This window comes from Streptomyces sp. sk2.1, from assembly GCF_008120935.1.
Classification (GTDB): domain Bacteria; phylum Actinomycetota; class Actinomycetes; order Streptomycetales; family Streptomycetaceae; genus Streptomyces.
Genome location: NZ_RDBO01000251.1, coordinates 1 through 5444 on the forward strand (window position 1 = coordinate 1; position 5444 = coordinate 5444).

The window sequence follows — 5444 nt, forward strand, 5'->3', positions numbered from 1 at the left end:
CGAACGGCGCGACCAGCGAACCGTCCACCCGGGTGGACGGTTCGCTGGTCGCGCCGTTCGGCCGGCACCTGGCGTACGGGGCCGACCCGCGGACGCGGATGGCGGTCTCCTGGCAGGTGCCGTTCGCCGTGCGGCGGCCGTACCTGCGCATCGGCCTCCAGCCGTGGGCGCCGGGCCACCGGATCGACGCCGAGGTGCGCCACCTCACCCCCCGGAGCCGAACGGCGGCAGGATCGCGGCCGCCGAGCAGTTCTACCTGCACGCGAGCCCGGAGCGGCTGCGCCCCGGTACGACGTACCACTACGGCGTCGGCCACGAGGCTTCGACCCTGCGGACGCCCGCGACCCGGGCACGCTCGGCACCTTCACCACCGCCCCCGCCCGCGCCGGGCCCTTCGCCTTCACCGCCTTCGGCGACCAGGGCGTCAGCTACCACGCGCTCGGCAACGACCGGCTGATCCTGGGCCAGAACCCGGCCTTCCACCTGCACGCGGGCGACATCCGCTACGCCGACCCGTCCGGCTCCGGCCGCCCCACCGACGTCTACGACGCCCGCGCCTGGGACCAGTTCCTGGCGCGGACGGAGACCGTGGCCAGGACGGTGCCGTGGATGGTGACCACCGGCAATCACGACATGGAGGCGTGGTACTCGACGACCAACGCGCACGCCTCGGACGGCGGGGTGCGCGACGCCCGGGTGCCGCTCTTCGGGAAGCACCGGGTGGACCTGGTCATCAACGGGCACAACCACGTCTGCGAACGCACGGACGCGATCCTGGGGAACGCGGTGCGGCGCCCGGTGCCGATCGGCGAGCGCATCGACCCGGCGCGCGACGGCATCGTGTACGTCACGGCGGGCGGCGCGGGCAAGGCGCTCTACGACTTCCCGGTCCCGGACAGCCACGAGGGACGGGTCCGGGACCTGGAGAGCGTGGACACGTACCACGTGGCCAAGGACGGCGGGAAGGCCGCCGAGACCGTGGAGTGGTCGCGGGTGCGCTACACCGGGTTCTCGTTCCTCGCGGTGGAGGTGACGCCCGGACGGCACCCGCGGATGAAGGTGACCGCGCTCGCCGAGTCGGGCGAGCGCATCGACCACTTCGAGATCGGCCGCGGCTGGCCCCCGGCGGGGCGGCGCCCGCTCCGGCGGCCGGTCCGGGGAGCCGACCGGCCCCCGAGGCCGGTCGGTCGGCGGCGGTCGGCGGCCGGTCCCCGCGGACCGGTGCCAAAAGCCGGTGTCAGTGGCCCGTGGAGCCGCCGTTGTCCCGGCGGTCGAGGGCCCGCTGCAGGGCGGCGGCGGCGTTCTGGCGCTCCGACTCGGTCGGGCGGTGGGTACGGCGGACGCGGCGGACGGTCGTCTGGGCCATGGTGGATCGACTCCTTGAGATCGCGAGGATTTCGAGATCGAAAAATCGTGAAGGCGATTTCGAGATCAGGATTTCGAGGTGCCGGAAGGGGCGGAGGCGGGCGCCGCAGGGGTTGCCTGCACGGGGCGCGCGCTCAGGACCGCCAGTCGCTGGTTCCAGCGAGACGTTCGGCTCCTACAAAGCTAGGGCAGCCCGGCCGGTCTGTCTCCACAATTACTCGGACTTCCTACTATCTGAGACGGAGGTTTGCGCCGGACCGCCCCCGATCCCCTCGCGAGAGCCTGTACGGCAGCCGATCATCCCTGGTCAAAGGAGGTGAGGCAGCCGATCGGGGCGCTCGTGCGAGGAGGGTCACACCCATCGCCCGAATACCCGGGCGCACACCCCCGGGTACTCAGTCGTATTTGAGTACTCACCACGTGTCGAACGATTGTGCTTCGCACGAGAGTTGAAGCCATGAACGGCCTCTACGCTCTCAAGCCCTGGTACGCGGACCGGCTCTCCGGTGTCCGCGCCTCGCTGGCCCGCCGTGAGGTGTCGCCCGACACCCTCACCGCGGCCGGGGTGGTCTCGGCCGCCGGTGCCGCCGCCGCGCTGGCCTGGCTGCCCGCCGGTCCCGCGGCCCTGCCGGTCGCCGTGCTGCTCGCGGCCCGGCTCGCCTTCGCCAACCTGGACGGCGCGCTGGCCCGCGACACGGGCCGGACCACCAGGCGCGGCGCGGTGCTCAACGAGCTCGGCGACCGGGTGGCGGACCTGGTCGTACTGGCCGGGTTCCTGACGCTCGCCCCGCTGTGGCTGGTGGCGGCGGCCGGGCTCGCGGCGACGCTGCCGTCCTGGGTGTCGCTGGCCGGTGCCGCGGCGGGCGCGCCCCGGCGCAACGGCGGCCCGGTCGGCAAGACCGAGCGCTGTCTGCTGGTGGTGGTCGCCGCGGCGAGCGGCTGGGCCGTGCCCGTCCTGATCGTGATCGCCGCCGGTTCGCTGCTGACCGCGGCGCTCCGGCTGGCCGGTCTGTGGCGGGAGCTGGCATGAGCGCCGTACTGATCGCCGAGGAGGCGGCCGCGCGGGCCGTGCCGCTGGTCGCGGGAGTGCTGGGGGCGGGCGGTGTCGCCGTCGCCGTACTGCCGTCGAAGGTCCGGATGCGGGCCGAGCTGCGCAAGCGGTGGCGCACCTGGGCGCTGGTGGCGCCGGTCTTCCTGGGGGCGTACTTCCTGGGCGGCGGCGGCACGTTCGTGCTGGCCGCGGGGCTCGGGGCGGTCGCGGCGGGCGAGTTCGCCCGGATGGCGGGGCTGCGGCGCGGCGACCTCGCGGTGCTGGTGGCGGCCTCGGTGGTGCTTCCCGCGCTGGCGTGGCTGGTGCCGGAGGTCCTCGACGTGCGGGCGGCGGCGCTGCTGCTGGTCGCGGCCGCGCTTCCCCCGGTGCTGGCCGGGGACGACCGGACCGGCTTCACCCGCACCGCCCGCACCGCCTTCGGGCTGCTGTGGATCCCGGTCGCCCTGACCGGCCTGGTGACGCTCGGCGAGACCGGTGTCGCGGTGGGGCTCGCGGTGGCGCTCGGCGACGTCGGCGCCTGGTGCGGCGGCACGGCGCTGGGCCGCCGGGGTCCGCTCGCGCGGCCGCTGTCGCCGCTGTCCCCCAACAAAACCTGGGCGGGTGTGCTCGGCGCGGCGGTGGCCACGGCCCTGCCGCTGCTCGTGCTCGGCGCGTTCACGTTCCCGCTGTGGGCCGCGGTGCTCGGTGGCTGCGTCCTCGGCGACCTGCTCGAATCGATGGTCAAGCGCGAGTCGGGGGTGAAGGACGCGGGCGACTGGCTGCCCGGGTTCGGCGGCCTCCTCGACCGGATCGACTCCCTGCTGGTGGCTCTCCTCCTCGCGATGGTGATGACATGACCTCCACCCTTCCCCTCGTCCGCAACCGGATCGCGCTGCCCGCCCGTTCCCGGTTCTCCGCCGCGCTCCGGCGCGGCCTGTGGTGGGGCGTCCTCAGCCTCACCGGTGGGGTGGAGCGGCGCGGCCGGCTGCCGCGCGGCGGCTGTGTCGTCGTCGCCAACCACTCCTCGCACGCCGACACGGCGGCACTCCTCGCCGCGCTCGACTCCCGGCACACCCCGGCGATCGGGGCCGCGGCGGACTACTGGTTCGCCTCGCCGTGGCGGCGCCGGATCTGCCGCAGGCTCGCCGCCGGATTCCCGGTCCGGCGCGGCGGCGGCGGCATGGACGACCTGCTGACCATGGCGGACGAGCTCCGGGCGGGCCGGGCGGTCGTCCTGTTCCCGGAGGGAACCCGGGGCCGGGACGGCGAGCTGGGCTCCTTCCACCGGGGCGCGCTGGTACTGGCCGAGCGGGCGGGCGTCCCGGTGGTGCCGGTGGGGATCGCGGGCACGGACCGGCTGCTGCCGAAGCACGGCAGGCTGCGCTCGGCGCTGGTGCGGGTGTCGATCGGTGACCCGCTGCCGCCGGCGGTCGGCCCGCAGGAGGCCCGCGACGCGGTGGTGGCGCTGCACCGGCGTACGGTCGCCGAGCCGCTGCGGGACTCAGCGACGCGGCGCCGGGTGGCGGCGGTCGCCGCCTCGCGCTGGGGCGTCCCGCTGGCGTTCCTGTGGGCGCTGGCGGAGGCGCTGAGCTGGCCGCTGATGCCGGAGCTGCTGCTGGGCGCGGTCTGCGTGGCGGTGCCGGGGGCGGCCCCGAGGCTGTCGCTGGGCGCCCTGGCCGGGAGCCTGGCCGGTGGCCTGATCGCCCTCCAGCTGGCCTCGGCCGGTGTGCGGTTGCCCGCGCCGCTGACCACGGACCGGATGCGGGCCGAGGTGCGTCACGAACTCGCCCTGGAGGGCGCGTCCGCGGTGCGCCACCAGCCGTGGAACGGCATTCCGTTCAAGGTGTACGGGGCGGAGGCGGGGCGCGCGGGGGTGCCGGCGGCCGACTGGCTCGCTGCTTCGGCGAAGGCCCGCGGCTCCCGGACCCTGACGGTCGGCCTCGGTTTCGCGGCCTTCGGCCTGCTGATGCGCCGCCACCGCCGCCACTACGGCCGTTACCTGGTCCTGCTGGGCGGCGGCTTCGCGGCGGGGCTCTCGCTGATCGTCGCGGGCTGGGGCTGAGCGGACACTGACCGACGGGCGCACCGCTTCTGTCCGGCGACACCCTGGTCCGGACCTGTCCCCGCCCGTCACACTGCCCGCATGTCCGACACCACAGCCACACCCGTACCCGTGCCCCCGCGGTGGACGCCCGTCCACGGCGAGCCCTACCGACCGGTCCCCCACCGCCCCGAGCGGATCGCGGCCGACGAGTCGCTCGCGCGCGCCGCCCGTCTGCGCCGGCGGATGGACGAGCGCAGGACCGTACGCCGGTTCTCGTCCGATCCCGTGCCCGAGCAGGTCGTCAGGGACGCGATCGCCTGCGCCGCGACCGCCCCGTCCGGGGCGCACCAGCAGCCGTGGACCTTCGTCCTGGTCAAGGACCCCGAAGTGCGGCGGCGCATCCGGGAGGCGGCCGAGCACGAGGAGCGGATCAGCTACGACGGACGGCTCGGCGAGGAATGGCTGGCCGCGCTGCGCCCGCTGGGCACGGACGCCGTCAAGGCCCACATGACGGACGCCCCGGCCCTGGTCGTGGTGTTCCAGCAGAGGTACTGGGTGGGCGAGGACGGCACGAAGCACAAGCACTACTACGTCGACGAGTCGGTCGGGATCGCCGTCGGGATGCTGCTGACGGCCCTGCACCTGTCGGGCCTGGCGGCGCTGATCCACACCCCGAGCCCGATGCGGTTCCTGCGCGAGGTGCTCGGCCGCCCGGAGAACGAGAAGGCGTTCGCGGTGATCCCGGTCGGGTATCCGGCCGACGACTGCGAGGTGCCGGACCTGGTGCGCAAGTCGTTGGACCAGGTGCTCGTGGAGATCTGAGCCCGGGGGCCTCCGGGCGCCTCCGGAAGACCCCGGACGGGCCCGGGAATGGAAACCGCCTCCCGGCCGGCAGGGGAACCGGTCGGTAGGGCTCGCCGTGGACGGGCGTCCACCGCGGGGGCACGGGTACGGGTGTGGCTGTGGTGTCGGACATGCGGGCAGTGTGACGGGCGGGGACAGGTC

5 protein-coding genes and 1 pseudogene are annotated in these 5444 nt (G+C 74.9%); 5 read left to right on the forward strand and 1 reads right to left on the reverse strand.

The window, feature by feature from the left end:
• Nucleotides 1-1116: pseudogene (locus tag EAO76_RS47170) on the forward strand (purple acid phosphatase family protein); the annotation flags it as partial.
• Nucleotides 1117-1237: 121 nt separating this feature from the next.
• On the opposite strand, the gene EAO76_RS47175 reads toward EAO76_RS47170, so the two are convergent.
• Nucleotides 1238-1366, reverse strand: coding sequence for a hypothetical protein (locus EAO76_RS47175; RefSeq protein ID WP_262376265.1), 129 nt, complete (start codon nt 1364-1366; stop codon nt 1238-1240).
• 456 nt (nt 1367-1822) lie between these two features.
• Here EAO76_RS47175 and EAO76_RS43345 point away from each other — a divergent pair, with 456 nt between their 5' ends.
• From EAO76_RS43345 to EAO76_RS43360, 4 genes are all read left to right on the forward strand, one after another.
• The gene (locus EAO76_RS43345; protein ID WP_148841692.1) at nt 1823-2395 is read left to right on the forward strand and encodes a CDP-alcohol phosphatidyltransferase family protein; all 573 of its coding nucleotides are present in this window, start codon (nt 1823-1825) and stop codon (nt 2393-2395) included.
• A complete protein-coding gene (locus tag EAO76_RS43350; RefSeq protein ID WP_148841693.1) occupies nt 2392-3252 on the forward strand; it encodes a phosphatidate cytidylyltransferase in 861 nt (286 codons plus the stop codon). Before EAO76_RS43345 ends, EAO76_RS43350 begins: the two co-directional genes overlap by 4 nt.
• Nucleotides 3249-4457, forward strand: a complete 1209-nt coding sequence (locus tag EAO76_RS43355; RefSeq protein WP_148841694.1) for a 1-acyl-sn-glycerol-3-phosphate acyltransferase — start codon at nt 3249-3251, stop codon at nt 4455-4457. Before EAO76_RS43350 ends, EAO76_RS43355 begins: the two co-directional genes overlap by 4 nt.
• A gap of 81 nt (nt 4458-4538) precedes the next feature.
• A complete protein-coding gene (locus EAO76_RS43360) occupies nt 4539-5261 on the forward strand; it encodes a nitroreductase family protein (RefSeq protein ID WP_148841695.1) in 723 nt (240 codons plus the stop codon).
• Nucleotides 5262-5444 lie beyond the last annotated feature (183 nt).

Bases quoted from the DNA above. Each gene is read 5' to 3' on its own strand.
- EAO76_RS43355 (WP_148841694.1), top strand. From the start codon at position 3,249: ATGACCTCCACCCTTCCCCTCGTCCGCAACCGGATCGCGCTGCCCGCC.
- EAO76_RS43350 (WP_148841693.1), top strand. From the start codon at position 2,392: ATGAGCGCCGTACTGATCGCCGAGGAGGCGGCCGCGCGGGCCGTGCCG.
- EAO76_RS43345 (WP_148841692.1), top strand. From the start codon at position 1,823: ATGAACGGCCTCTACGCTCTCAAGCCCTGGTACGCGGACCGGCTCTCC.
- EAO76_RS43360 (WP_148841695.1), top strand. From the start codon at position 4,539: ATGTCCGACACCACAGCCACACCCGTACCCGTGCCCCCGCGGTGGACG.
- EAO76_RS47175 (WP_262376265.1), bottom strand. From the start codon at position 1,366: ATGGCCCAGACGACCGTCCGCCGCGTCCGCCGTACCCACCGCCCGACC.